Origin of the sequence: Streptomyces sp. CB02959 (assembly GCF_002803155.1) — a bacterium.
Lineage (GTDB): Bacteria > Actinomycetota > Actinomycetes > Streptomycetales > Streptomycetaceae > Streptomyces.
In genome coordinates this window covers 347,276-371,536 of sequence record NZ_NNBP01000001.1, presented here as the reverse complement: position 1 = coordinate 371,536, position 24,261 = coordinate 347,276, and the positions used below count along the sequence as shown (strand labels likewise).

General features: G+C 72.3%; 22 protein-coding genes. 9 read left to right on the top strand and 13 right to left on the bottom strand.

From position 1 onward, the window contains the following. Positions 1-74: 74 nt before the first annotated feature. Positions 75-1,124 (bottom strand): LLM class flavin-dependent oxidoreductase, encoded by a 1,050-nt coding sequence (locus tag CG747_RS01605; RefSeq protein ID WP_100599761.1) that lies wholly within the window; start codon positions 1,122-1,124, stop codon positions 75-77. 219 nt (positions 1,125-1,343) lie between these two features. Between CG747_RS01605 and CG747_RS01600 the strand changes: the two genes are divergently transcribed. After that, positions 1,344-1,667, top strand: a complete 324-nt coding sequence (locus tag CG747_RS01600; protein ID WP_100599760.1) for an ATP/GTP-binding protein — start codon at positions 1,344-1,346, stop codon at positions 1,665-1,667. A gap of 4 nt (positions 1,668-1,671) precedes the next feature. On the opposite strand, the gene CG747_RS01595 is transcribed toward CG747_RS01600, so the two are convergent. The 7 genes from CG747_RS01595 to mce form a co-directional block, all read right to left on the bottom strand. Next, a complete protein-coding gene (locus CG747_RS01595; RefSeq protein WP_180985342.1) occupies positions 1,672-2,955 on the bottom strand; it encodes an ABC transporter permease subunit in 1,284 nt (427 codons plus the stop codon). Further along, positions 2,952-4,274: an ABC transporter ATP-binding protein gene (locus CG747_RS01590; protein ID WP_100599758.1), complete on the bottom strand. Its 1,323-nt coding sequence runs from the start codon at positions 4,272-4,274 to the stop codon at positions 2,952-2,954. The genes CG747_RS01595 and CG747_RS01590 overlap by 4 nt, the downstream gene beginning before the upstream one ends. Before the next feature lie 125 nt (positions 4,275-4,399). Continuing rightward, on the bottom strand, positions 4,400-5,173 hold the full coding sequence (locus CG747_RS01585; RefSeq protein WP_100599757.1) for an ABC transporter permease: 774 nt from the start codon (positions 5,171-5,173) through the stop codon (positions 4,400-4,402). 3 nt (positions 5,174-5,176) lie between these two features. After that, a complete protein-coding gene (locus tag CG747_RS01580; protein WP_100600054.1) occupies positions 5,177-6,199 on the bottom strand; it encodes an ABC transporter ATP-binding protein in 1,023 nt (340 codons plus the stop codon). 154 nt (positions 6,200-6,353) lie between these two features. After that, complete coding sequence (locus tag CG747_RS01575; protein WP_100599756.1) at positions 6,354-7,292, bottom strand: cellulose-binding protein; 939 nt, start codon at positions 7,290-7,292, stop codon at positions 6,354-6,356. A gap of 114 nt (positions 7,293-7,406) precedes the next feature. Continuing rightward, positions 7,407-11,855 (bottom strand): polarized growth protein Scy, encoded by a 4,449-nt coding sequence (gene scy / locus CG747_RS01570; protein ID WP_100599755.1) that lies wholly within the window; start codon positions 11,853-11,855, stop codon positions 7,407-7,409. A 209-nt stretch (positions 11,856-12,064) separates the two neighbouring features. Beyond that, complete coding sequence (mce, locus tag CG747_RS01565; RefSeq protein ID WP_100599754.1) at positions 12,065-12,505, bottom strand: methylmalonyl-CoA epimerase; 441 nt, start codon at positions 12,503-12,505, stop codon at positions 12,065-12,067. Between the two features lie 137 nt (positions 12,506-12,642). Between mce and CG747_RS01560 the strand changes: the two genes are divergently transcribed. Both CG747_RS01560 and meaB read left to right on the top strand, forming a co-directional pair. Continuing rightward, positions 12,643-13,845, top strand: coding sequence for an acetyl-CoA C-acetyltransferase (locus CG747_RS01560; RefSeq protein WP_100599753.1), 1,203 nt, complete (start codon positions 12,643-12,645; stop codon positions 13,843-13,845). 114 nt (positions 13,846-13,959) lie between these two features. After that, on the top strand, positions 13,960-14,919 hold the full coding sequence (gene meaB / locus CG747_RS01555; protein WP_100599752.1) for a methylmalonyl Co-A mutase-associated GTPase MeaB: 960 nt from the start codon (positions 13,960-13,962) through the stop codon (positions 14,917-14,919). 176 nt (positions 14,920-15,095) lie between these two features. Here the strand turns inward: meaB and CG747_RS01550 are convergent, their stop codons facing one another. The 4 genes from CG747_RS01550 to CG747_RS01535 all read right to left on the bottom strand — a co-directional run bounded on the left by CG747_RS01550 (position 15,096) and on the right by CG747_RS01535 (position 17,787). After that, the gene (locus CG747_RS01550) at positions 15,096-15,572 is read right to left on the bottom strand and encodes a MarR family winged helix-turn-helix transcriptional regulator (protein WP_100599751.1); all 477 of its coding nucleotides are present in this window, start codon (positions 15,570-15,572) and stop codon (positions 15,096-15,098) included. Positions 15,573-15,695: 123 nt separating this feature from the next. After that, the gene (locus CG747_RS01545) at positions 15,696-16,469 is read right to left on the bottom strand and encodes an AIM24 family protein (RefSeq protein ID WP_100599750.1); all 774 of its coding nucleotides are present in this window, start codon (positions 16,467-16,469) and stop codon (positions 15,696-15,698) included. Further along, complete coding sequence (locus CG747_RS01540; RefSeq protein ID WP_100599749.1) at positions 16,466-17,149, bottom strand: AIM24 family protein; 684 nt, start codon at positions 17,147-17,149, stop codon at positions 16,466-16,468. Before CG747_RS01540 ends, CG747_RS01545 begins: the two co-directional genes overlap by 4 nt. Further along, positions 17,149-17,787 carry an AIM24 family protein gene (locus CG747_RS01535; protein ID WP_100599748.1) on the bottom strand — a complete coding sequence of 213 codons (639 nt, stop codon included), beginning with the start codon at positions 17,785-17,787 and terminating at the stop codon, positions 17,149-17,151. The genes CG747_RS01540 and CG747_RS01535 overlap by 1 nt, the downstream gene beginning before the upstream one ends. A gap of 247 nt (positions 17,788-18,034) precedes the next feature. Here CG747_RS01535 and CG747_RS01530 point away from each other — a divergent pair, with 247 nt between their 5' ends. Together CG747_RS01530 and CG747_RS01525 are read left to right on the top strand one after the other, a co-directional pair. Next, positions 18,035-18,385 carry a DUF3817 domain-containing protein gene (locus CG747_RS01530; RefSeq protein WP_100599747.1) on the top strand — a complete coding sequence of 117 codons (351 nt, stop codon included), beginning with the start codon at positions 18,035-18,037 and terminating at the stop codon, positions 18,383-18,385. Next, entirely contained in the window at positions 18,382-18,690 is a 309-nt protein-coding gene (locus tag CG747_RS01525; protein WP_100599746.1) for an MTH1187 family thiamine-binding protein, read from the top strand. The genes CG747_RS01530 and CG747_RS01525 overlap by 4 nt, the downstream gene beginning before the upstream one ends. Positions 18,691-18,709: 19 nt before the next feature. Here the strand turns inward: CG747_RS01525 and CG747_RS01520 are convergent, their stop codons facing one another. Next, the gene (locus CG747_RS01520) at positions 18,710-19,699 is read right to left on the bottom strand and encodes a DUF5937 family protein (protein WP_100599745.1); all 990 of its coding nucleotides are present in this window, start codon (positions 19,697-19,699) and stop codon (positions 18,710-18,712) included. 79 nt (positions 19,700-19,778) lie between these two features. Between CG747_RS01520 and CG747_RS01515 the strand changes: the two genes are divergently transcribed. The 4 genes from CG747_RS01515 to CG747_RS01500 all read left to right on the top strand — a co-directional run bounded on the left by CG747_RS01515 (position 19,779) and on the right by CG747_RS01500 (position 24,230). After that, on the top strand, positions 19,779-21,125 hold the full coding sequence (locus tag CG747_RS01515; protein ID WP_100599744.1) for an MFS transporter: 1,347 nt from the start codon (positions 19,779-19,781) through the stop codon (positions 21,123-21,125). 43 nt (positions 21,126-21,168) lie between these two features. Further along, positions 21,169-21,678 (top strand): MarR family winged helix-turn-helix transcriptional regulator, encoded by a 510-nt coding sequence (locus CG747_RS01510; protein WP_100599743.1) that lies wholly within the window; start codon positions 21,169-21,171, stop codon positions 21,676-21,678. A 131-nt stretch (positions 21,679-21,809) separates the two neighbouring features. Then, positions 21,810-22,142: a DUF3817 domain-containing protein gene (locus CG747_RS01505; RefSeq protein ID WP_100599742.1), complete on the top strand. Its 333-nt coding sequence runs from the start codon at positions 21,810-21,812 to the stop codon at positions 22,140-22,142. Positions 22,143-22,529: 387 nt separating this feature from the next. Next, positions 22,530-24,230 (top strand): methylmalonyl-CoA mutase, encoded by a 1,701-nt coding sequence (locus CG747_RS01500; protein ID WP_100599741.1) that lies wholly within the window; start codon positions 22,530-22,532, stop codon positions 24,228-24,230. The last annotated feature ends 31 nt before the right edge of the window (positions 24,231-24,261 follow it).

Genomic DNA, 24,261 nt, shown 5'->3' with positions numbered 1-24,261 from the left:
ACCGGCGGCAGCACCACCGACCAGCCGTGCCCCAGGCCGGTGGGAGGTGACACCGCCGCCCACCCCGGGCGGGGTCACCCCAGCTGCGGCAGCACCTCCGCGCCCAGCCGCCGGACGTTCTCCTCGGTGACGGCGAGATCCCCGGAGCCCTCCACCAGCAACGCGAACCGCCGGATGCCGGTGCGCTCCGAGGTCGCCGCCAGCCGGTCCACGCACAACTCCGGCGGGCCGACCGGATGCAGTGCACACAGCAACTCCGTGTACGCCAGCGGATCGCGCATCGCGCGGTACCGGCCGTCGACCGTCACATGCGCGCCCAGCCCCTGCCGCATCCAGCCCGGCATCGCCTTGGTCAGCGTCTCCACCGCCGTCGGCCGGTCGTCCGCGATCTGCACCACCCCCGCCGAGACGTGCTCCGCCGCGGCCACCTCGCCCGGCTCCCGGCCGGCCGCCAGCGCCGCCGACCGCCACAGCGCGACCATCTCCGCCTTCTCCTCGTCGCCGCAGTGCATCCCCAGCAGCATCGGCAGCCCGCGGGCGGCGGCCAGCCGGACCGAGGCCGGGGAGGTGCAGGCCACCACCACCGGCGGACCACTCGTCAGCCCGCCCGGGTCGTCCGGATCGGCCACCGCCTCGGCCGCCCGCGGCACCACCGCCACCTCCCGGAACGCATAGCGCTCGCCCCGCGCGCCCACCCGCGGCTCGCGCAGCCAGCGCAGCAGCAGATCGAGCGACTCCGGGAACCCGTGGTCGTACGCGGCCAGGCCGGAGCCGAAGACCTCCAGATCCACCCAGGGGCCGCCCCGGCCGACGCCGAGCGTGAACCGGCCCTCCGACGTCAGGTGCAGCAGCGCCGCCTGCTCACCGAGGGCCACCGGATGCTGGGTCGGCAGCACGCTGACCGCCGTCCCGACCCCGATCCGCCGGGTCCGCCCCAGCAGCAGCGCGGCCAGCGTCGCGGCCTGCGGGCAGACCCCGTACGGGACGAAGTGGTGTTCGGCCAGCCAGACTTCATGGAGTCCGGCCTGCTCCGCGATCTCCACGGAACGCACCGCGCGGTGCAGTGCTTCCCCCTGCCCCTGACCGGGGAACTGGGCGGCCAGGATGAAAGCCCCTACGCGCATCGCTCTCTGCCTCCTTGCAGCCGACGCGACCCCCCTCGCCCGGCAACAACGTGCGACGCGTGCCCAGGGCACGGCCTGACGCGAAATTTCCAGATCATCGCAGAAACGTGACGGCGGACTTTTGGCCCTGACCGCGCCGCGTACGCTGGTGACAGCCCTCCCCCAAGCTCTCAGCTCCGTTCAGGGGGATCCCTCCCCGTCGACCTGCCGAGGTGTGCCGTGTCCCCGCGTCGAAACCGCCAATGCGGTGCGAATCCCCCCGACCGCGCGGACCACGCCGGCGTCGGCCGCTACGGCTTCGAGACGACCGAGGAGTGGCGCGGCGAGGACTGGGTGGTCCGCCCGGTCGGTGGCGGCGGCGCGACCAAGCACTACCGCTGCCCCGGCTGCGACCAGGAGATCCCGCCCGGCGTCCCGCACGTCGTCACCTGGCCCCGGGAGGGCGACGTCGACGACCGCCGGCACTGGCACAAAGCCTGCTGGAACGCACGGAACCGCCGGAGCGCGCGGCTCCAGCGGTCCCGTAACGCACCGCGGTACTGAAGCGCTACACGTCGCGCTGCCGCAGTGCCGCGTAGGCCCCGCCGAGGGCGAGGGCGGCGAGCCCCATGACGATCCACAGCGGCTGCCAGCCGGACGGACCGCCGTCCACGAACGGGAACTTGTTGCCGTACATCACCGTGAGCTGGTTGGGGATCGAGTAGCCCATCAGGAAGTTCCGCAGCCCCTCCAGGCTCTGGGCGAACATGAACATCGACAGGACGAACGGCAGCAGCACCACGCCGATCATGAGCGTGATCGCACCCGCGGAATGCCGGATCAGCGAACCGACGGCCAGCGCCAGCAGCCCCAGGAACGAGACGTACAGACCGATCCCCACGGTCGACCGGAGCCAGTCGGCGGCGCCGATCTCCGCCTTGCTGATGCCGCCGATCATGGCGTTGTCGGCGAGCGCCACGAGCCCGGTGACGACGGTGGTCACCACGAAGGTCAGCCCGAAGAAGACGATCGCCTTGGCCGCCAGCACCCGGCCCCGGGCCGGGCAGGCCGCCAGCGTCGTACGGATCATGCCGGTGCCGTACTCCGAGGAGGTCACCAGCACACCGAGCGGCAGCACGCACAGCACGCCCAGCAGCATCCCGAAGAGCCCGAAGAACAGCGGCGACGTCGTGCCGACGCTGTCCATCGACCCCACGGACGTGGCGACCAGCACACCGATGCCGAGGACGAGCACGGTCATCACGCCCAGCGTCCACACCGTCGAACGCACCGAACGGATCTTGGTCCACTCGGCGGCCAGCGCATGGCCGAGGTGGGTCGGGCGGACGGGGATGGGCGAGACGTAACCCGGCGCCGCCGCCTGCCAGTTGGCGCCGAAGGGCTGCGGATGCTGCTGCGGGAGCGGCGCCTGCGGCTGCTGCGGCTGCAGCGGCGGCTGCTGAGGATGCGGCTGCGGGTGCTGCTGCGGGGCCTGCGGCGGCGCGGAGGCGGTGAGCATCATCGTGCCGCCCTCCTTGCCCGGTCCGTGCGCCGCCAGCGGCTTCGGCTCGGGGTGGCCGCCGGCCGGCGGCTGCGCCTGCAGCATCATCGTGCCGGGCTCCTTGGCGGGGGCCGGCTGCGGCTGCGCCTGCAGCATCATCGTCCCCGGTTCCTGCGCGGGGGCCGGGGGAGCGGCGGGCGGCATCGGCCCGGGGGCCGGGACGGGCGACGGGGGTCCCCCCTGCTCGAACGGAGTCGAGAGCTCGGGGGAGGGCGGCATCGGCTGCGCACCGGTCTGCGGCGCACCGGTCTCCGGCTGCGGCTGGGGCTGCGGCTGCTGAGGGCTGGTCATCGGGCGTCCTGGGTGTGCGGCGTGGGCTGGGCGGCGGGGGCGGCGGCCGGCGGAACCGGCGGCTGGGCGGGCGGCACCGGCGCGGCGTGCGACGGCTGCTGCCCGTACGGGTGGGGCGCACCGTACACACCGGGTGCCCCGTACGGGTGACCCTGCTGCGGCGGGGGCACCGGTCCACCCGGCACCGGGGCGGCCCCGGCGTTGTGGACGGCGTAGGGACCCGCCGGCGCGTACGGACCCGGCTGGGCGTACGGGTGCGGCGGCGCGGGCACCCCCGGCGGCACCTGGCCCGGCACCACCGGCTGCCCCGGCACGCCCGGCTGCCCCGGCGCGTACCCCGGCACGGCGCCGCCCTGCGGCGGATACCCGGCGGGCGCCTGCTGGAGACCGGCCCGCGGGTCGGCCGTCGAGCGGTAGTCGACGACCCCCTGCGTCATCCGCATGTACGCCTCCTCCAGCGACGCCTGGTGCGGCGACAACTCCCACAGCCGGATGTCGGCCGCATGCGCCAGATCGCTGATCCGGGGCAGCGGCAGCCCGGTCACCCGCAGCGCGCCGTCCGCCTCGGGCACCGCCTGACCGCCGGCCTCGGCCAGCGCCGCGGTCAGCTTCTCCCGCTGCGCCGGCTCACCGTCCGGCGTCCGCACCCGGGCGAAGTCCGCCGAGTTGGCCGAAATGAAGTCCTGCACGGCCATGTCCGCGAGCAACTGGCCGCGGCCGATCACGATCAGATGCTCCGCGGTCAACGCCATCTCGCTCATCAGGTGCGAGGAGACGAAGACCGTACGGCCCTCGGCCGCCAACTGCTTCATCAGGTTCCGCACCCACAGGATGCCCTCCGGGTCCAACCCGTTGACCGGCTCGTCGAACAGCAGCACCTGCGGATCGCCGAGCAGCGCCGCCGCGATCCCCAACCGCTGCCCCATACCGAGCGAGAAGCCCTTCGACCGCCGGTGGGCCACGTCCTGGAGACCGACCACCCCCAGCACCTCGTCGACCCGCCGGGCCGGGATCCCGGACAGCTGCGCCAGCGACAGCAGATGCGCCCGCGCACTGCGGCCGCCGTGCACCGCCTTGGCGTCCAGCAGCGCACCCACCTGGCGCGCGGCATTGGGGGTCTGACGGAACGGGCGGCCACCGATCGTGGCGTGGCCGGACGTCGGGGCGTCGAGGCCCAGGATCATCCGCATGGTCGTCGACTTGCCGGAGCCGTTGGGCCCCAGGAAGCCGGTGACGGTGCCCGGACGCACCTGGAACGACAGGTTGTGCACGGCCGTCTTCGGCCCGTAGCGCTTGGTCAGGCCGACTGCCTCGATCATTCTCCGCCCCTCGCGAGATGGTCGGGGCAGAGGCGCCCTCGTGCCCCCGTGAGGGTTATGAGGCTATCGGCACGTTGACGGTTCCCGCCAAAACGGCGAAAGGGGACCGGCGGACCCGCCCGGCCTCAGGCGTCCCGCCGGTTCAACAGCAGATAGCCGGCGAGCAACGCGGCCATCGTCCACACCGCCATGATCGCGAAACCGCCCCACGGCCCGTACGGCGTCTCGTCGTTGACCGGCGCGACCACCTGCATGATCTTCGAACCGGCCTGATCCGGAAGATAACGGCCGATCTTCCGGGTCGCCGAGACGTTCCCCAGGATGCTGGAGATCAGGAAGAAGAACGGCATCAGGATGCCCAGCGACAACATCGGACTGCGCAGCATCGTGGCCACCGCCATCGAGAACAGCGCGATCATCGTCATGTAGAGCGCACCGCCGAGCACCGCCCGCAGCACCCCCGGATCACCCAGGTACGCCCGGTGCTCACCGAGCGCCGCCTGACCCGCGAAGAACGTCGTGAAACTGGTGACCAGCCCCACCACGAAGACCAACGCGGCGGCCACCAGCAGCTTGCAGAAGAGGAACACCCCGCGCTGCGGCACCGCCGCGAGCGACGTACGGATCATCCCGGTGCTGTACTCGTTCGACACCACCAGCACCCCGAACACGATCATCGCCAGCTGCCCCAGCCCCATCCCCGCGAAGCTGATGTTGGTGGGATCGAAGGCGAGCCGCTGCCGATCCGGCATCCCCTCGAAGTCCTTCCGCGCCAACGTGCAGATCAGCACGCCCAGCGCGACGGTGACCACCACCGCCGTACCCAGCGTCCACACCGTCGACCGCACCGACCGGATCTTGGTCCACTCCGACCGCAGGGCCTGCCCGACGACAGCCATCCGTCAGCTCCTCTTCCTCTGCCAGCCCGTACCCCAACTCCCCGGCGGCGGCCCGACCGACAACGCCCTCTCCGGAACCGCCGGCCGCGACGGCCCCCGGCGCCCCGCCGCCGGCCCGCCGCCGTTGCGCGCGTGGTACTCCACCACCCCCGCCGTCAACTGCATGAACGCCTCCTCCAAGGAAGCCTGCTGAGGGCTCAACTCATGCAGCACCACCCGCTGCGCGGCGGCCAGTTCACCCAGCCGCTCCGCCGGCACCCCGTCGACCTCCAGCGCACCGTCCGGCCCCGCCACCGCCCGCACACCCGCCCGGTGCAGCACGTCCAGCAGCCGCTCCCGCTCCGGCGACCGCAGCCGCACATACGACCGCGAATTCTCCTGGATGAACTCCGCCATCGACGTGTCCGCCAACAGCCGCCCCTTCCCGATCACCACCAGATGCTCCGCGGTCAACGCCATCTCACTCATCAGGTGCGAGGACACGAAGACCGTCCGCCCCTGGGCCGCGAGACGCTTCATCACATGCCGGATCCAGTGGATGCCCTCCGGATCCAGCCCGTTGACCGGCTCGTCGAACATCAGGATCCGCGGATTGCCGAGCAGCGCCGCCGCGATCCCCAACCGCTGCCCCATCCCGAGCGAAAAGCCCCTCGACCGCTTCTTCGCGACCGACGTCAACCCGACGAGATCCAGCACCTCGTCGACCCGGGCCCGCGGAATGCCGTTGCTCTGCGCCAGACACAGCAGGTGGTTGGCGGCACTACGGCCACCGTGCATCGCCTTGGCGTCCAGCAGCGCCCCGACATACGTCAGCGGGTCCTTCAACTGCCGGTAGTGCTTGCCGTCGATCCGGACCGAGCCGGCCGTCGGATTGTCCAGACCGAGCACCATCCGCATGGTGGTGGACTTCCCCGCACCATTGGGACCGAGGAAGCCGGTGACGATCCCAGGCCGTACGGTGAACGTCAACTGGTCCACCGCGACCTTGTCACCGTAATGCTTGGTCAGCCCCTTGAGCTCGATCATGTACAGCACGCTAGGTGCGCCCGGAGACCCCCGCCACCTGGGCGACGCCGCCCGGACGACCGCCCCGCCCCCCCACACGGCCGTGCCCCCGCACTGCCACACAGGCGGTACGAGGGCACGGAGAAGAACGACGCGAAACCTGCCGGCGTCAGCCTCAGCGGCTCTGCTGGGCGGGCACCCCGCGGGAGACGGACTCGTCGTCACCGGGCGCACCGGCGGCGGCCACCGCCGCACCCGTCAGCGTCGCCAGCATCTCGCGGACGTTGGTCAGCTGCGCGTTGATCGAGTCGCGGCGGTTGGTGAGCGCCGCCAGCTCGCGCTCCGATTCGCTGCGGATCCGGTCGGCCTTGGCATTGGCGTCCGCCACGATGTCCTCGGCCTGACGCTGCGCCGTCTCCACCGTCTGCCGGGCCCGACGCTCCGCGTCCGTCCGCAGCTTCTCCGCCTCCAGACGCAGCTGCTCCGCCCGGTGCTCGATCTCCGCCAGCCGCTTCTCGGCCTTCGCCTGCCGCGACGCCAGGTCACGCTCGGACTGCTCACGACGCTTGGCGAGGTTGGTCTCGAAGTCCGCGGCGGCCTGCGCGGCCTTGGCACGGGTCTCCTCGAAGAGGGCGTCCGCCTCCTCACGCTTGGACTGCGCGTCCTTCTGCGCCTCGGCGCGCATCGTGGCCGCCTCGCCCTTCGCCTTCTCGACGATCCGGGCGCCCTCGTCCTCGGCCTTGGACTTGCGCTCGACGGCGAACGACTCCGCGTCGTTGCGGACCTGCTGGGCGGCCGACTCGGCCAGCTCACGGTGCTGCTCGGCGGCCCGACGGGCCTCCTCACGCAGCTCCTTGGCCTCCTCCTCCGCGAGGCGGAGGATCTTCTCCACACGCGCGCCGAGGCCCGCGTAGGAGGGTTCGGCGTCGGTGACCTGAGCCTGGGCGTTCTGCGTCTCGAGGTGCAGCTCCTCGATGCGCTTCTCCAGCGAGGTGATACGGGCCAGCGCACTGTCGCGGTCCGCGACCAGTTTCGTAATGCGGTCATCCACCTGACCGCGGTCGTACCCACGCCGCACGAGCTCGAAGCCGAAGGGGGAGGAAGTGTCGCTCATGGGGTTCCTGTCGAAAGAGACCGGTGAGGTGATAAGGAGAATCCTAGGGGTCTTAACGGCGTGTCATCGAGTCATTGCGCGTTTGAAGTGGAGAATGACCCCTCATTTGAGTGGCTACCCTTCAGACTGCTTGCCACTCGAACGAGTTGTACCGGCCCCCGCGGCGGCCTTCGCCGACCCACCCTTGCCGTCCCCGCCCTGCGCAGGCACCTCGAACGACTCCAGCGCCTCCAGCACGTCCTGAACGCGGGAGATCTCGGTGTTGATGTCCTTCCGGCGGCGCGTCAGCACCTCCAGCTCGTGCTTGCCCTCCGCCACGACCCGCGCGGCCTCCTCCTTCGCCTCCGCGCGCATCTTGTCCGCGTCCCGCACCGCCGTGGCCTTCTTGTTCTCGGCCTCCTTGATCAGGCCCTCGGCCTTCTTCACCGCGGCGATCCGCACCTTGCTCGCCTCGCTGTTGGCATCCGCCAGCAACTTGTCGGCCTTCTCCTCGGCCTCCACCTGCTGCGCGGTGGCCTGCGCGATCAGCTTGTCCACCCGCTCACCGGCGTTCTTCATCGCCTCCGACGACTCCCGCCGGGCCCGCTCGTGCAGCTCCTCGACCTCGGACTCGATCCGGACCCGCAACTCCTCCGACCGGTCCCTTATGGCCGTCGCGTCCCGCCGCGCCTCACCGAGCAACGTGTCGGCGTCCGTACGCGCCTTCTCCACCCGCGCATTGCCCTCGGTGGTGGCCTCGCGCAGGATCCGCTCGGCCTCCTTGCGCGCCGCCCCGACCATCGTGTCGGCCTGCTCCTCCGCGCCGGTCGCCGTCTTCAGCGCCTCCTCCTGCGCCTTGGCCATCAACTGATCGGCCTGCTCGGCCGCATCGCCACGACGCTTCGCGGCACTCTTGCGCGCCTCGTCGACCAACCGGTCGGACTCCTCCTGCGCCGCCGCACGGGTCCGCTCGGCGGCCGCCTCGGCCTCCTCCCGGACCTTCGCGGCCTCCGCACGGGTCCGATTCGCATGCTCCTGCGCGGCAGTGACGGTCTCCGCCGCCTCCGCACGCAACCGGTCCGCCTCCGCGGTGGCCGTCGCGACCATCCGGTCCGCCTGCTCCCGCGCATCGGCCCGAGCCCGGTCGGCGTCACGCTCCGCCTCCGCGGACCGCTCCGCCGCCTCGGCCCGCAGCCGCTCCGCCTCGCCGGCCGCCTCCGCCACCAACTCGTCGGCCTGCGCCGCGGCATCCGCCCGGGACTTGTTGGCCGCCGTACGCGCCTCGTCGGCGGTCCGCCCGGCGTCCGTGCGGGCACCCTCCAGCACCTCGGCCGCCTCGGCCCGCAGCCGCTCGGCCGCCTCCGTGGCCTCCGCCACCAGCCGCCGCGCCTGCTGCTCGCCCTCGGCCCGCAGCCCCTCGGCGGCCTCCTGGCCCTCCCGGACCGTACGGTCCGCGTCGTCCTGCGCCGACGACGTCAGCTCGGTCGCCTCGGTGACGATCCGCTCCGCCTCCGCACGGGCCTCACCCAGCAGCCGATCGGTCTGCTCGGCCGCCTCCGACCGCATCCGGTTCGCATCGCCCCGCGCCTCGGCCCGCGCCCGCGCCGCATCCTGCTCCGCCGACGCCAGCGCATCCGACGCGTCGGTACGCAGCTGCTGCGCCTTCGCCGTGGCGTCCGCAACCGACTTCCCGGCCTTCGCCGTCGCCTCGGCGACCACCTTCTCCGCCTCGGCGGTGGCCTCGGAAACCAGCCGGTCGGCCTGCTCCGCCGCCTCCGACCGCGCGGCATCGGCGTCCCGACGCGCCGCGTCCAGGACCTCCGCCGCCTCGGCCCGCAACCCCTCGGCCTCCGCGGACGCCTCCGCGACCGCCTCCTCGGCCTCGGCGGTCGCCTCGGAAACCAGCCGGTCGGCCTGCTCCGCCGCCTCCGACCGCGCCGCATCGGCGTCCCGACGCGCCGCGTCGAGCACCCCGGCCGCCTCCGACCGCAGCCGCTCGCCCTCGTCGATCGCCTCCGCAACCGTCCGCTCGGCAAGCGACTTGGCGGCGTCCGTCGCCTCCTGGGCCTCCCGCCGCACCCGCGCCGCGTCCTCCGACGCGCGCTCACGCTCCGCGTAGGCATCCGAGCGGACCCGGTCCGCCTCCTCCTGCGCCTCCGACTTCGCCCGCTCCGCAGCGTGCTCCGCCGCCGAACGCAGCCCGGCGATCTCCTCGCCTGCCTGCTCGTGCAGCCCCGCCACCGCGTCCCGCACCTGCTGCGCGGTCTGCTCGGCCGTCGCCACCAACTCGGCCGCCCGCCGGTCCGCCTCCTCGACCAGCCGCTCGGCCTCCGCCTGCGCCTCACCGACCCGCGTACGGGCCGACGCCAGCAACTCCTCGCTCTGCTCCCGGGCCGCGGTCCGCTCCTGATGAGCCTCCTCGCGCGCCTCACCCAGCAGCTGCTCGGCCTCCCGGCGCCGCCGCCCGGCCTCCTCCTGCGCCTCGGCGAGCGCCTCCGCGGCCTCCGTGCCCGTACGCTCCGCGGCCGCCGCCGCCTCCGCACGCACCCGGTCCGCGGTCTCCTGCGCCTCCGACTTCAGCCGCTCGGCCTCCGCCGCCGCCTCACTGCGCAGCCGCGCCGCCGCCGCCTCGGCCTCCGACCGCGCCGCCGACGCGTCGTCGGACGCCTCCGACCGCAGCCGCTCGGCCTCCTCCTCGGCCTGCTGCTGCAGCGACCGCCGCCGCTCCGCGGCCTCCGCCTTGAGCCGGGCCGCCTCCTCCTGCGTCTCCCGCCGCAGCCGCTCGGCCTCGGAACGCGCCTCCCGCAACGACTCCTCGGCCGCCGCCAGCTTCTCCTCGGCCTCACCGCGCAGCCGGTCCAACTCCGCCTGCGCCTCGGCCCGCCGCTCCTGCGCGGCCTCCTCGGCCTCCGCACGCAGCTTCGCGGCGCTCTTCTCCGCCTCGCCCGTCAGCTCCTCGGCGGCCTGCGTGCCCTCCAACAGCAGCTGCTCGGCCTCGTCACGGGACCGCTCCAGCGCCTCCTCGGCCTGCCGCCGCAGCGCCGCCGCCCGCTCGATCGCCTCCGTCCGGACCCGCTCGCTCTCCGCGACCGCGCCCGAACGGGTCTCCTCCGCATCCGACTTGGCCTTCGACAGCAGCTCCTCGGCGGTCCCGGCCGCCTCCTCGATCTGCTGGACGGCCTCCCGGCGCGCCTCACCACGGATCCGCTCGCCCTCCGCGACCGCATCCGCCCGCAGCTGCTCCGCCTCACCGCGCAGCCGCCGCGCCTCCTCCTGGAGTTCGGCGGTCTTGGCGCGGTACTCCTTGGTGTCGTTCTTCGCCGCACCCTTCAGCTGCTCGGCGGTGTCGTGCGCCTCCTCGCGCAGCCGATCCGCCTCCGCCTCGGCCTCCCGGCGCAGCCGTTCGGCCTCCTCCGCGGCAGCCTTCGTGGTGGCCTTGGCATCCTCCGACGCCTTGGTCACCATCTCCTCGGCGGCCCGCGCCGCCTTCGCCAACTGCGCCGCGGAGTCCTCCGCCGCCTTCGACCGCGCCGCCTCCTGCGCCTCGGCCAGCAACCGGTCCGCCTCCGCCCGGGCGTCCGCCCGCAGCTGCTCGGCCTCCGCCGTCAGCGCCTCGGCCTCCTTGGTCGCCTCGGCGACCAGCCGCGCGATCTCCGCCTTGGCCGTACGGGTGCGCTGCTCGTTCTCCGACTCCGCCGCCGACAACCGCTTCCCGGCGGACTGCTGAGCCTCCTCGACCAGCTTCTCCGCCTCGGCCCGTGCCTCCCGCAGCGCCGCATCCGCCTCCTGCACCCGGGCCTCGGCGGTACGCGTCAACTCGGCCGCCTGACGGCGCGCCTCCTCCGACTCCGCACCCGCCGCCGACCGCAGCTGCTCGGCCTGGTCCGTGGCCTCCTGGGCCTGCCCGGACGCCGCGTTGAGCAACCGCTCGGCATCCGTACGCGCCCGCCGCAGGATGGATTCCGCCTCGGCCCGCGCCTCCTCGGCAGCCGTACCCAGACGCTCCCGCGCCCGATCGGCCAACCGCTGCGCCTCGGCCCGCGCCGCCGACAACGCCTGGTCGGACTCCGCCCGGGTCTCCTCCATCAGACGACGGGCCTGGGCCTCCGTACGGGCCCTCAGCTGCTCGGCCCACGCCACGTTCTCGTTGACGTGCGACTCGACCGTCTGACGACGCTCGTTCAGCTCCTCGTCCAACCGCTGCCGGCGACCCACCGCCTCGGCATGCAGCTCGGCCTCCATACGGGCCTGCCGCTCCGCGGCCTCCTGCAGCAACCGCTGGGTCTGCGCCCGCGCCTCACGCACCTCGCGCTCGGCGTCCGAACGCAGCTGATCCGCCTGGATCTGCGCGTTGCGCAACAGCTGTTCGGCCTGATGGCTGAGGTTGTCGTAGGCAGGCCGGGACGCGAGGTTGCGTCGCGCCTCGTGGAGCTTGGCACGCAACACCTCGACCTGGTAGCCGAGGTCGTCGGCGTGCTGGACGGCCTTGTCCCGCTCGCTCTTCAGCCGCTCCATCTCGGCTTCGAACTGCGAGAGGTGGTCGGCCTCAGCCCACTGACGCTCCTGGCGCTCGTTGCCCCGCACTGCGCGGTCCCATCCGTCCCCTGGTCATGGCGGCGGCCGGCTCCGGCCCTGCGACACGCATCCCGTACCCGTCACGGCGTACCGGAACCCGCGTCCCTCGGAGCTGACCCTTCCGAAGAAATGGTGTCAGATCATCGGCAGAGTATGGACCGAGCCCCATTCCCGCACCCCGGCCGAAGCTGCACTCTACCGGCCGGGGAAGGGGAAGGTCAGTGGTCAGTCGCGTCCGGAGGCGCGGTGGTGACGAGTTCGGTCAGCACACCGTGGCAATCCTTGGGGTGCAGGAAGGTGATCCGCGACCCCATCGAACCCCGCCGCGGCTCGTCGTACAGCACCCGGACACCCTTGCCCCGAACGGCCTCGGCGTCCCCGTCGACGTCCGCCGTACCGAACGCGATGTGGTGCACCCCCTCGCCGTTCTTGGCCAGCCACTTGCCCACCGCGGAGTCCTCCCGGATCGACTCCAGCAACTGCAGGTACGAGGCACCGCCGTCCGAGGTCTCGTTGATTTTCAACATGGCCTCGCGGACCCCCTGCTCCTCGTTGACCTCGGTGTGGAACACCTCGAAGCCATACGTGGCACGGTAGAAGTCGACGGTCTTGTCGAGGTCGAAACAGGCGATCCCGATGTGGTCGATTCGCGTCAGCATGGCTCCAGTGCACCGCTCGCACGGCTGGTTACGCAACGTGCGCGCGATCACACCCGCTTGCCGGTGACCCGGCGACTACCCCTCAGTACATTGACGGGAACCCTCGTTAACTTCCCGGCAAAGGAAGGCCGCATCGTATGTCTGCAACGAACGGCACCACCTCCGTCATCGTCGCCGGAGCGCGCACCCCCATGGGTCGCCTCCTCGGCTCGCTGCGCAGCTTCTCCGGCGCCGACCTGGGCGGAGTGGCCATCAAGGCGGCGCTGGACCGCGCGGGTATCGGCGGCGACCAGGTGCAGTACGTGATCATGGGCCAGGTGCTCCAGGCCGGGGCAGGGCAGCTCCCGGCGCGCCAGGCCGCGGTCAAGGCCGGCATCCCGATGAACGTCCCCGCGCTCACCGTCAACAAGGTCTGCCTCTCCGGCCTGGACGCCATCGCGCTGGCCGACCAGCTCATCCGCGCCGGCGAGTTCGACGTCATCGTGGCCGGCGGCCAGGAGTCCATGACCAACGCCCCGCACCTGCTGCCGAAGTCCCGGGAAGGCTTCAAGTACGGCGCGGTGGAGATGCTCGACGCGATGGCCCACGACGGCCTCACCGACGCCTTCGAGAACATCGCGATGGGCGAGTCGACCGAGAAGCACAACACCCGCCTGGGCCTCCGTCGGGCCGAACAGGACGAGGTCGCCGCGCTCTCCCACCAGCGGGCCGCCGCCGCCCAGAAGAACGGCCTGTTCGAGGCCGAGATCACCCCGGTGGAGATCCCGCAGCGCAAGGGTGAGCCGGTGATCTTCAGCAAGGACGAGGGCATCCGCGGCGAGACCACCACGGAGACCCTCGGCAAGCTCCGCCCGGCCTTCGCCAAGGACGGCACCATCACCGCCGGCAGCGCCTCCCAGATCTCCGACGGCGCCGCCGCCGTGGTCGTCATGAGCAAGGCCAAGGCCGAGGAACTGGGCCTGGAGTGGATCGCCGAGATCGGCGCGCACGGCAACGTCGCCGGCCCCGACAACTCCCTCCAGTCGCAGCCGTCCAACGCCATCAACCACGCGCTCGCCAAGGACGGCCTCAGCGTCGAGGATCTTGACCTGATCGAGATCAACGAGGCGTTCGCGGCGGTCGCCGTGCAGTCCATGAAGGACCTCGGGGTTTCCCCGGAAAAGGTGAATGTCAACGGCGGCGCCATCGCCCTGGGCCACCCGATCGGCATGTCCGGCGCCCGTATCGTGCTGCACCTCGCGCTGGAGCTGCGGCGGCGCGGCGGCGGCACCGGCGCGGCCGCGCTGTGCGGCGGCGGCGGTCAGGGCGATGCGCTGATCATCCGGGTACCGGGCAAGTAACGGGCCCGCGCGGCACCGCGCGCGTGCCGGGACCGCGCACCGAACCGGTGCCGGCACGCGGCGCGGGAGCAGCGCGTACCAGCCAGTGAGTCGAGGCCGAAGGAGCCGAGCGCGATGGTGGACGTCCCCCAACTGGTGGAACAGGCCCGGCAGGGCCGCCCGAGGGCGGTGGCCCGGCTGATCTCCCTCGTCGAGGGAGCGGCGCCGGAGCTGCGCGAGGTGATGGCGACGCTGGCGCCGCTCACCGGCGGCGCGTATGTGGTCGGGCTGACCGGGTCGCCCGGCGTCGGCAAGTCCACCACGACGTCCGCGCTGGTCACCGCGTACCGCAAGGCCGGCAAACGGGTCGGCGTGCTCGCCGTCGACCCGTCCTCGCCGTTCTCCGGCGGCGCGCTGCTCGGCGACCGGGTCCGGATGAGCGACCACGCCTCCGACCCCGGCGTCTACATCCGCTCGATGGCCACCCGCGGCCATCTGGGCGGCCTCGCCTGGGCCGCCCCGCAGGCGATCCGGGTGCTGGACGCCGCGGGCTGCGACGTGATCCTCGTCGAGACCGTCGGCGTCGGCCAGTCCGAGGTCGAGATCGCCTCCCAGGCCGACACCAGCGTGGTGCTGCTGGCCCCCGGGATGGGCGACGGCATCCAGGCCGCCAAGGCCGGAATCCTGGAGATCGGCGACGTCTACGTCGTCAACAAGGCCGACCGGGACGGCGCCGACGCCACCGCCCGCGAGCTGAACCACATGCTGGGCCTGGGGGAGGCCCGGGCGCCCGGCGACTGGCGCCCCCCGATCGTCAAGACCGTCGCGGCGCGCGGCGAGGGCGTCGACGAGGTCGTCGAGGCGCTGGAGAAGCACCGGGCCTGGATGGAGGAGCACGGCGTGCTGGCGCGGCGCCGGCTGGCCCGGGCCGCCCGCGAGGTCGAGACCATCGCCGTCACGGCCCTGCGCTCGCGGATCGGCGACCTGTCCGGCGACCGCCACCTGGACGCGCTGGCCGAGCGCATCGTCGCCGGCGAGACGGACCCCTACCGCGCCGCGGACGAACTGGTGGAGGGGCTGACGAACGGGGGATAGGCGTCGAGCGGGCGGTAGGCGTCGGACGGGGGACAGTCGTCGAGCGGGGGGCGGGCGTCGAGCGGGGGGTGCGCCCTGCGTGCCGCCCGCCTCCTCTTACTCCGGCAACGATTACGGAGCGTGAGGAGTTCCCGCTTCGTCACGGAGTGTGATCGCGGGGTGTGCCAGGAGTCGCGTCAGGGGTTGCCGCGGTGTTCGCGCAGGTGTTCCGCGACCGGGGCGAGGGAGGCGTGGAGGGATTCCAGGGACTCGGGGGCGAAGAGGTCGATGAAGTGCCGGCGCACCGAGGCGACGTGGTGCGGGGCGACCCGGCGCATCGTTTCCCAGCCCTCTTCGGTGAGGACGGCGTAGAGGCCGCGGCGGTCCGACTCGCAGCTTTCGCGGCGGACCAGGCCCGCGTTCTCCATGCGCGTGATCTGGTGCGAGAGGCGGCTCTTCGACTGCAGCGTGCTGGCGGCCAGGTCGCTCATCCGCAGCCGGTGGTCGTCGGCCTCGGAGAGGTTGACCAGGATCTCGTAGTCGTTGTTGGTCAGGCCGAACGGCTGGAGATCGCGCTCCAGTTGGTGCATCAGCAGTCTGCTGACGTCCAGGTGGGTGCGCCAGGCACGCTGCTCCTGGTTGGTCAGCCAGGGAGTGTCACTGTCGGTCGTCATGGATGAATTCTACCCGTGAAAGTTGAATAATGAATTAGTCATGGCGTGTGACATTTGCGGAGTTCGGTCGGCCGGGATCCGCGGTTGATCAGACGTTCGATGTCACCGTCCGCAGACTACCGTTCACAGCCCGAAGCGGCGCTGGAGCCCCCCTAGGCCGCCGGGCAGCTGCGGCACTTGTGAGCCACTTTCCTGCGCCGGGACACCGCCGCCCGGGACACCCTCCTCCGCAGGCAGCGCGCCCGTCGGCTGCTGCGGCATCAACTGCTCCGAGGACTGCAACAGGACCGTGCCGGCGCCGGTGAACTCGAACTGGTGCTCCTCGCCGGAGGCCCCGCCGATACCGGTGTGGGCGCGCAGACCGCCCAGGAATCCCCGCAGGTACTGGTGGTCGTAGTGGTGGCAGGGGGAGGGGCAGTCGGCCCAGCCGACGAGGGCCTGCGGGTCCACCCGGATCGGGGGTTCGACGAAGACCACGGGGCCGTTGGAGGCGGCCACGAACTTGCCCGTGCCGATGAGGGTGAGGAAGCCCGGGATGATCGACTGCTTCAGCGAGAGAGATGGCTGAAAGGCGAGCACGTTGCCGGAGCGAATAGTGAGGTTGCCCTCATCCAGATCGTAGGAATTGATGTCGAAGGACCGGTCGGCCAGCAGCATCTTCCCGCGGCCCTCGGCGACCACCCAGTCCGCGGCGTGCAGTGGCGAATGGAAACTGCCGGCGATGAGGCGGTCGAGGCGGCCGTGCCCGATGCCGTGGAAGTCGATCTGCCCGTAGTAGGCGATCATCTTCCCCTTCTGCAGGAACCACTGGCCGTCGAGGTCGACGCTGAAGGCGTAGGGGTTGACGTTGTCGTCGACGGGGAGGGTGTGGACGTCGTGGACTACGGGACCGTTCACAGCTTCTCCTCCGACGCCTGTACGTAGACGGTGCCCTGGCCGGACAGCTCCAGCTGGAACGCCTCTCCCGAGCCGCGGCCGATCATCTCGCGCCAGCCGATGGCGGTCGACAGGCGGTTGCGGACGTCGCCGCGGTGGGCGACGTAGGCCTGCGGGTCGACGTGGACCGGGCGCTGCGGGGTGATCGGCAGTGCGAAGACGCCGCCGTGGGCCATCACCGCGGCCGAACCGTGGCCCTGGAGGGTGGTGGTGAACAGGCCCTGGCCGGTGACCTGGCCGCGCACCATGCCCATCACGCCGCCCTGCGAGCCCATGAACATCGTGCCCTGGGCGAGCGAGCCGTCGAAGGCCAGCAGGCGGTCGGCCTCCACGTAGAGCGTGTCGTCGGTCAGATCGACGACCTGGACGTGATGGCCGCCGTGACCGAACATGACCGTGGCGGTGGGGGCACCTCCCTGGCCGTCAGGGCCTTGGGGGACCTCGATGGTCATCAACGGGGTCGCCTCGCCGGCGATCCGGCGGCCGATCATGGAGCCGAGGCCGCCCTGACCGCCCTGGATGTTCGGGGTGAAGGCGACCTCGCCGCGGTAGGCGAGCATCGCGCCGCGCTGGCTGAACATCCGCTGCCCGGGGGCGATGGTGGCTTCCACCATGCGGGAGTTGAGGGCGGTGAACGGCATCAGACCTCACCGCCCACGGTGTTGCGCTCGCTGGGCTGCACGTAGACCAGTCCCTCGCCCTCGAAACGGATCTGGAACGCCTCGCCGGAGCCCTCGCCGATGAACGTGCGGAAGTTCACTCCGGACTGGAAGTGCTGCTTCAACTGGCCGGTGTGCGCGATGTACGCGCCCGGGTCGACCTGGAGGGGGTACTGCTTGGTGACCCGCAGCACCACGGCCGGGCCGTCGGAGGTGAGCGCGGCCTGCCCGTGGCCCTCGACGGTGGTGGTGAACAGGCCGTTGCCCTGCGAGGCGCCGCGCAGCCCGGTGAACGTCGTGCCGGTGTGCAGCGCCGCCTCGGTGCACAGCAGGTTGCTGGCCTCCACGAACAGCTTCTCGCCCTGCAGCCGGACCAGGTTGATCTCGCTGGCGCGGTCGGCGAAGTAGCAGGTGCCCCGGCCCTTCACCTCCATCACGGTCATCTGCTCACCCGTCAGCCGCCGGGTGACCATGCCGCGCAGTCCCTCCCCGCCGCCGGTCATCTTCTTGAAGGACACCTCGCCGTCGTACGCGACCATCGCGCCGTTCTTCGCCTTGACGGCGTCACCCGACAGGTCGACGGCGAGCACTTTGCTTCCCTGGAGTCGAAACTGAGCCACGCGTCAGACGGTAGTCGGCGGCGACCGGCCGGGGCAGGGCTTTCGACCCGGATCCGTCCCCGACCTTTCCCCGAGTCCGCCCCGGTCCGCCGGGCCGTCCGCCTCCCCGGCCGTCCGATCGCCCGGTCCGTGCCGGGGCGGCGGCCCCCGGCGCAGTGATCGCCGGGGCGGCTGTAACAATGGGGCGGATGCTTGTGAACTCTTGCACAAGCATCGTGACGCCCCTCTCCGCCCGAACGAGGTTCCCGTGGACATCAAGACCGCCGCTGCCCTGCACCGACTGCGCCTGGCATCCATCCCGGAGGCGCTCTCCTTCCCGGCGCTGCTGATATTCGGCACGGGTTTCCGGATCTTCCTGGACTACGACAAGCTCGTCATGCCGCTCGGCCTGCTGCACGGCATCCTGTTCACGATCTTCGTGGTGCTGCTGCTGGACGCCTGGAACCGCACCAAGTGGCCCTTCAAGCGGGTCGCGTTCTTCTTCCTCCTCGCGGTCCTGCCGTTCGGCGGTCTGTACGCGGACAAGGTGCTCAAGCGCGAGGAGGAGGCCGGTGTGATGGCCGCCCGCGCCCGCCGCGAAGGCACGGTGAACGCATGATCGTCGCCTTCTCCGTGAGCCCGCTGGGCGTCGGCGAGGACGTCGGCGAGTACGTCGCCGACGCCGTCCGGGTCGTCCGCGAGTCCGGCCTGCCCAACCGCACCGACGCCATGTTCACCTCCATCGAGGGCGAATGGGACGAGGTCATGGACGTCGTCAAGCGCGCGGTGGCCGCCGTCGAGGCGCGCGCCGGGCGGGTCTCGCTGGTCCTGAAGGCCGACATCCGGCCGGGCGTCACCGACGGCCTCACCTCGAAGGTGGCGACCGTCGAGCGTCATCTGGCCGGGGGCGAGCCCGCTTCCTGACCGGTCCGGCCGTCGGCCGTCAGCCGCCGGCCTGCAGGGCGATGCCCAGCGGCGTCCGCTCGTAGAGCACTTGGTGTCCGTGCCGGCGCGACGTCAGCAGCCCGGCGTCGCGCAGCACGGACAGGTGCGCCGAGACCGACGAGGCGGCCAGCCCCAGCCGGTGGGCCAGCGCCGAGGTCGTCGCCGGCGTGTCCAGGGCCGTCAGCACCGCGGCCCGGTTGGCGCCCAGCAGCCGCGCCAGCGCCGGGCCGCCCGCCGGCTCCTGCCACAGTCCGCCGATCCCGCGCGCCGGGTAGATCACCGTCGGCTGCCACGGCGGATCGAAGCCGCTGATCACGTCCGGCCAGACGAACACGCTCGGCAGCAGCAGCACGCCCCGCCCGTCGAGGTCCTGGAGCTGCGTGAAGTCCGTACGGGTGCGGACGGTCAGCGTGCCGTCGTCCGACCAGGACAGCCGCGGATGCAGATCGGTGAACAGGCGGCGCAGTCCGCCGTCGGCCAACTGGTGCGACCGGTAGGCGATTTCCGCCTCCAGCAGGGCCCGCAGCCGGGGCCAGTCGGGCGCCAGCAGCGCCTCCCAAGCCCGTTCGGTGACGTCTGCCAGCTCCTGCACCGCCCGTGCCGGGTCCGCCAGCGCCGCCCGGCCGCGCGGCGACCGGGCCGCCCCCGGCGTACACGCCAGCGACTTGGCCATCTCGGCCCGGGCCAGCGCCGGATCGGTGGCCCGCAGGTACGCCAGTTCCGCCGCGAAGTCGGCCAGTGGTACGGCCGGCGGCCGGCCCAGGAAATCGGGGGTGTAGCCGGGCCGCGACGACGGCATGAACAGCCACAGCGCCGACAGGTCCAGCTCCGCCACCCGCTCCCGCATCCGCCGCAGCCACGGCAGGTGGTAGCCGTGCCGGTCGGTGCGCCGCAGGGTCCGCAGCGCCTCGTGGGTCTCGCACAGCGGCGAGATCGCGAACCGGATCCGCAGCAGGTCGTCCGCCCCGAAATGCAGCTCCAGCGGCACCGTCGGGCCTCCCCTCCCCAGGATTCGGCTGCTGCCGAAACACTACGGCCCACCAGGCGCGCCCCGTCAGCCTGACGCCATGCCGACGCCTTCCGGGCCCGCACAGCCGGGCCCCGCTCCCACCTGCCCCGCCGCCCCCGGTCCGGACGACCGGGACGGCCCGGACGACCGGGGCGACGCCGCCGGGCGGTCCGGTGCGGGCTACCGCGCCGTCTTCGCGGTCCCCGAATTCCGCTTCGTCTTCGCCGCCCACCTGCTCTCCTCCCTGGGCGTGGTGGTCTGCGAGATCGCGCTCTCCGTCCTGGTCTACCGGCTCACCGACTCACCGCTGCTCAGCGCGCTGACCTTCGCGCTCGGCCTGCTGCCGTACGTCATCGGCGGCACCCTGCTGTCGGCCGTCGCCGACCGCTACCCGGCCCGCCGGGTCCTGGTGCTGTGCGACGCGGTGTGCGCGGGGGCGGCCGCGGCGATGGTGCTGCCCGGGACGCCGGTGGCGGTCCTGCTCGGGCTGCGCTGCCTGATCGCGGCGGTCGCGCCGGTCTTCGCCGGCACCCGGGCCGGGACGCTCGGCGAGATCCTCGGCGAGGGCGAGCTGTTCGTCCTGGGGCGCTCGCTGGTCCGGATCGTCAACCAGGGGGCGCAGTTGGCCGGGTTCGCCGCCGGAGGGCTGCTGCTGGCCGCGGTCACGCCGGGCGCGGTGCTCGGCATCACCGCCGGGACGTTCACCGCCTCGGCGCTGCTGCTGCGGCTGGGGACCGCGGCCCGTCCGGCACGGGGGCGGGCGGCCGGCGCGCTGCTGGGCGCCTCGCTGGCCGGCGTCCGGCGGCTGCTGGCCGACCGGCGGATCCGGGCGCTGCTGCTGCTCAGCTGGGTACCGCCGGCGGTGGTGGTCGTCCCCGAGGCGCTGCTCGTCCCGTACGGGGGGCTGCTGGGGGTCGGGCCGACCGGGCAGGGGTTGCTGATGTGCGGGATGCCGGTCGGGGCGGTGGTCGCCGAAACCCTGGTGGGGACGTTCCTCGGGGCGCGGGCCCGGACCCGGCTGACGTTCCCCCTCGGGTTGTTCGCGGTGCTGCCCTCCCTGGGGTTCGCCGCCCGGCCGTCGTGGGGGTGGGCCCTGGTGCTGCTGGTCCTGACCGGCACCGGCATCGCGTACAACTTCGGGGTGGACCGGTGGTTCGTCGCCGCGGTACCCGAGGAGCTGCTGGGGCAGGCGATGACGGTGATGCAGGCGGGCCGGATGACGATCATGGGGTTGGCGATGGGGGCGGCCGGGGTGGCCGCCGAGTACGCGCCGCTGCCGGTGGTGATGCCGGCCGCGGGGGTGGTGGGCGCGGTCGCCGTCCTGGCGGTGATCGCCGCGGTCCGGCGCTCGGGGGCGCGGGGCGCGGCGGGCGGGCGCGGACCACTCCATGAGACCGAAAGTTGAGACAGGGCTGACCAGCATGTGACCGCCGGGTAGGGTCGGAAGCGTGCCGAAGCCGCTCAGCCTTGCCTTTGACCCGATCGCACGCGCCGACGAACTGTGGGAGCAGCGATGGGGCTCCGTGCCCTCCATGGCCGCGATCACCTCGATCATGCGGGCCCAGCAGATCCTGCTGTCCGAGGTGGACGCGGTGGTCAAGCCGTACGGACTGACCTTCGCGCGCTACGAGGCGCTGGTGCTGCTGACCTTCTCCAAGGCGGGCGAGCTGCCGATGTCGAAGATCGGCGAGCGTCTGATGGTGCACCCCACCTCGGTGACCAACACCGTCGACCGGCTGGTGAAGTCGGGGCTGGTCGCCAAGCGGCCCAACCCGAACGACGGCCGGGGCACCCTGGCGTCCATCACGGAGAAGGGGCGCGAGGTGTGCGACGCGGCCACCCGCGACCTGATGGCGATGGACTTCGGGCTCGGGGCGTACGACGCGGAGGAGTGCGCGGAGATCTTCGCGCTGCTGCGCCCGCTGCGGGTGGCGGCGGCGGACTTCAAGGACGAATGAGCGTGTCCATGACCGTGAGTTGACCGCGTTTTCGCAGGTCCGCGGGGTGGGCCACGGGGGTCTTCCGGCGGCGCGCCGTGGAACGGGGGGCGGCGAAGATCGCCCCGGAAGCGGCGGTTACGCTCGGGGGCATGAAGCGAAGCGTCCTGACCCGATACCGGGCGATGGCCTACATCACCGCTGTGATGCTGCTCGTGCTCTGCGCCTGCATGGTTTTGAAGTACGGCTTCGGGATGGGGAAGGACCTGACGCTCGTCGTCGCCCAGGTCCACGGCGTTCTCTACATCATCTACCTGGTCTTCGCCTTCGACCTGGGCTCCAAGGCGCGCTGGCCGTTCGGCAAGCTGCTGTGGGTGCTGGTCTCCGGGACGATCCCGACCGCCGCGTTCTTCGTGGAGCGCAAGGTGGTCCGCGAGGTCGAGCCGCTGCTGGCGGACGCCGCGCCGGAGCCGGTCAAGGTCTGACGGCGGTCCGGGCGCCGGCGTCGCCCGCCGCGGTGCCGCTCGGTGCCGGTCCCTGCCCCACGCGCCTCTCCCGTTGCGGACGTCCGTTGCGGGAGGGGCGCGTTTGTGTTGGGCGCCTGTGACCGTGCTCGTGCTTGCGCCCGTGCCGGCGCTTGCAGGTGCTGTCCGGGGAGCTGCGGTGGGGCCGGGTGGGGGCGGGATTTCGCCGGGCGGTTGCCGGGGGTTTCGCCGCGCGGGTACCGGGCAGCCCCCCCCGGTACGCGCGGGTATCGGGCAGCCGCCGGTGGGGAAAGCGCGACCCCTGGGGGAGGCCCCCACCGTGAATCCGGGACGTTTTCCGCCGATTCCCATCGACAGGTAGTAGGACGTCCTAGTAAATTCGAATGCATGGACGCTGACGCGATCGAAGAGGGCCGCCGCCGCTGGCAGGCCCGGTACGACTCCGCCCGTAAGCGCGATGCCGACTTCAGCACGCTCTCCGGCGACCCCGTCGAGCCGGTGTACGGACCGCGCCCCGGCGATGCGGTCGAGGGCTTCGAGCGGATCGGATGGCCGGGGGAGTACCCCTTCACGCGCGGCCTGTACCCGACCGGCTACCGCGGCCGGACCTGGACGATCCGCCAGTTCGCCGGCTTCGGCAACGCCGAGCAGACCAACGAGCGCTACAAGATGATCCTCAAGGCCGGCGGCGGCGGCCTGTCGGTGGCGTTCGACATGCCGACGCTGATGGGGCGGGACTCCGACGACCCGCGCTCCCTCGGCGAGGTCGGGCACTGCGGTGTCGCCATCGATTCGGCGGCCGACATGGAGGTCCTGTTCAAGGACATCCCGCTGGGCGACGTCACGACATCCATGACGATCAGCGGGCCCGCCGTGCCGGTCTTCTGCATGTACCTGGTCGCCGCCGAGCGCCAGGGCGTCGACCCCGGGGTGCTCAACGGCACCCTCCAGACCGACATCTTCAAGGAGTACATCGCGCAGAAGGAGTGGCTCTTCCAGCCCGAGCCGCACCTGCGGCTGATCGGCGACCTGATGGAGCACTGCGCGCACGGCATCCCCGCCTACAAGCCGCTGTCGGTCTCCGGCTACCACATCCGGGAGGCGGGCGCGACCGCCGCCCAGGAGCTGGCGTACACGCTCGCCGACGGCTTCGGCTACGTCGAGCTGGGGCTCTCCCGCGGGCTGGACGTCGACACCTTCGCGCCCGGCCTGTCGTTCTTCTTCGACGCCCACCTGGACTTCTTCGAGGAGATCGCCAAGTTCCGCGCCGCGCGCCGGATCTGGGCCCGCTGGATGCGCGACGTCTACGGTGCCCGCAGCGAGAAGGCGCAGTGGCTGCGGTTCCACACCCAGACCGCCGGCGTCTCGCTGACCGCCCAGCAGCCGTACAACAACGTCGTCCGCACCGCGGTGGAGGCGCTGGCGGCGGTGCTCGGCGGCACCAACTCGCTGCACACCAACGCCCTGGACGAGACCCTGGCGCTGCCCAGTGAGCAGGCGGCGGAGATCGCGCTCCGTACGCAGCAGGTGCTGATGGAGGAGACCGGGGTCGCCAACGTCGCCGACCCGCTGGGCGGTTCGTGGTTCGTCGAGGCGCTGACCGACCGCATCGAGGCGGACGCCGAGAAGATCTTCACGCAGATCAAGGAGCGCGGGGCGCGCGCCGTACCGGACGGGCAGCACCCGGTCGGCCCGATCACCTCCGGCATCCTGCGGGGGATCGAGGACGGCTGGTTCACCGGCGAGATCGCGGAGTCGGCGTTCCGCTACCAGCAGGCGCTGGAGAAGGGTGACAAGAGGGTCGTCGGCGTCAACTGCCACGACGGCTCGGTCACCGGCGACCTGGAGATCCTCCGGGTCAGCCACGAGGTCGAGCGGGAGCAGGTGCGGGTCCTCGCGGACCGCAAGGCGGCCCGCGACGACGCCCGGGTGCAGGCCGCGCTGAAGGACATGCTGACCGCCGCCCGCAGCGACCAGAACATGATCGAGCCGATGCTGGCCGCCGTCCGCGCGGAGGCGACCCTCGGCGAGATCTGCGGCGTGCTCCGCGACGAATGGGGGACGTACACCGAGCCGGCCGGCTTCTGACGCGGCCCGCCGCCCGCGGCCGGCCGTCCGC

What these genes read in the sequence shown, in the direction of transcription:
- CG747_RS01580 (WP_100600054.1), bottom strand. Translation starts at nt 6,199, where the DNA reads ATGATCGAGCTCAAGGGGCTGACCAAGCATTACGGTGACAAGGTCGCG.
- CG747_RS01550 (WP_100599751.1), bottom strand. Translation starts at nt 15,572, where the DNA reads ATGACGACCGACAGTGACACTCCCTGGCTGACCAACCAGGAGCAGCGT.
- CG747_RS01585 (WP_100599757.1), bottom strand. Translation starts at nt 5,173, where the DNA reads ATGGCTGTCGTCGGGCAGGCCCTGCGGTCGGAGTGGACCAAGATCCGG.
- CG747_RS01515 (WP_100599744.1), top strand. Translation starts at nt 19,779, where the DNA reads ATGCCGACGCCTTCCGGGCCCGCACAGCCGGGCCCCGCTCCCACCTGC.
- CG747_RS01500 (WP_100599741.1), top strand. Translation starts at nt 22,530, where the DNA reads ATGGACGCTGACGCGATCGAAGAGGGCCGCCGCCGCTGGCAGGCCCGG.
- CG747_RS01590 (WP_100599758.1), bottom strand. Translation starts at nt 4,274, where the DNA reads ATGATCGAGGCAGTCGGCCTGACCAAGCGCTACGGGCCGAAGACGGCC.
- CG747_RS01575 (WP_100599756.1), bottom strand. Translation starts at nt 7,292, where the DNA reads ATGAGCGACACTTCCTCCCCCTTCGGCTTCGAGCTCGTGCGGCGTGGG.
- CG747_RS01595 (WP_180985342.1), bottom strand. Translation starts at nt 2,955, where the DNA reads ATGACCAGCCCTCAGCAGCCGCAGCCCCAGCCGCAGCCGGAGACCGGT.
- CG747_RS01560 (WP_100599753.1), top strand. Translation starts at nt 12,643, where the DNA reads ATGTCTGCAACGAACGGCACCACCTCCGTCATCGTCGCCGGAGCGCGC.
- mce (WP_100599754.1), bottom strand. Translation starts at nt 12,505, where the DNA reads ATGCTGACGCGAATCGACCACATCGGGATCGCCTGTTTCGACCTCGAC.
- CG747_RS01525 (WP_100599746.1), top strand. Translation starts at nt 18,382, where the DNA reads ATGATCGTCGCCTTCTCCGTGAGCCCGCTGGGCGTCGGCGAGGACGTC.
- CG747_RS01605 (WP_100599761.1), bottom strand. Translation starts at nt 1,124, where the DNA reads ATGCGCGTAGGGGCTTTCATCCTGGCCGCCCAGTTCCCCGGTCAGGGG.
- meaB (WP_100599752.1), top strand. Translation starts at nt 13,960, where the DNA reads ATGGTGGACGTCCCCCAACTGGTGGAACAGGCCCGGCAGGGCCGCCCG.
- CG747_RS01505 (WP_100599742.1), top strand. Translation starts at nt 21,810, where the DNA reads ATGAAGCGAAGCGTCCTGACCCGATACCGGGCGATGGCCTACATCACC.
- CG747_RS01540 (WP_100599749.1), bottom strand. Translation starts at nt 17,149, where the DNA reads ATGCCGTTCACCGCCCTCAACTCCCGCATGGTGGAAGCCACCATCGCC.